This window comes from Sinomicrobium pectinilyticum, assembly GCF_003725735.1.
Classification (GTDB): Bacteria; Bacteroidota; Bacteroidia; order Flavobacteriales; family Flavobacteriaceae; genus Sinomicrobium; species Sinomicrobium pectinilyticum.
Map to the genome: position 1 here is coordinate 1 of NZ_RJTM01000113.1, position 788 is coordinate 788.

Below are 788 nucleotides of genomic sequence, written 5' to 3' on the forward strand. Positions count from 1 at the left end.
CCGATTACAATCCTTTGATTTTAAACAGTATAAAGTTCCGTAATAATTTTTGTTACTTCCGGAAACGGGCTTGTCACATCGGGATTATTTTTTTAGCGTAAAGCCTTACATGAAGTGTAATTGGTTGTTCAGTTATTGAGTTAATGGGTTAGGTTACTGGGGTGTTATCTAAATAACTTAATCACCTATTAACCCAATAACTATAATTTTCTACCTCCCGGACCTGTACCCGCCATTTGCGGAATACGAGCCCGTAGCACAGGATTACCTGGAGAAACAGGCTGCTACCGCCAAGGGAGGCAACCTTCGGGAAACCAAGGAAAAGGACGAAGCCCGGGCAGCCCCTATGGCAGCCCACCGGCCGGACTTCGAGCTCCCGTGGTAATTTCCATGCCCCCGTACAGGACGGTGTGACGTATTATTTCCGGGTACGGGCGCGCAACAAAAACGGCGTAAGGTGGCTTACGACGCGTTGCAAAATGAGCACCATAGCCATACCCGGGAGGAAAAACACAACCTGCGCGACAGCAGCGATACCAGGGAAGTGCAGCAGCAGGAGGTAAAGACCGTAGCACCTACCGGCACCCGCGGCGCCAGCCGGTGGTTGATCGCCATAGCGGTCATAGTTCTTGTAATCCTGACCCGGGTAATCCGGAAGCATTTCCGGTGGCGGAAACTACTGGGGCTTTTATTCCCCGGCAAGCCGGGATAGGGCCATTTAAGGGATTGCGTTAACACCGGACCGGGTTGGGTTAGCGGCTAAAGCAACCCGGTTAGCGGCGGACTTG

At 51.8% G+C, this 788-nt stretch carries 1 protein-coding gene; it reads left to right on the forward strand.

The window, feature by feature from the left end; all coding sequences use genetic code 11:
- Positions 1 to 457: 457 nt before the first annotated feature.
- Positions 458 to 712 (forward strand): hypothetical protein, encoded by a 255-nt coding sequence (locus ED312_RS17040; RefSeq protein ID WP_123217236.1) that lies wholly within the window; start codon positions 458 to 460, stop codon positions 710 to 712.
- Positions 713 to 788 lie beyond the last annotated feature (76 nt).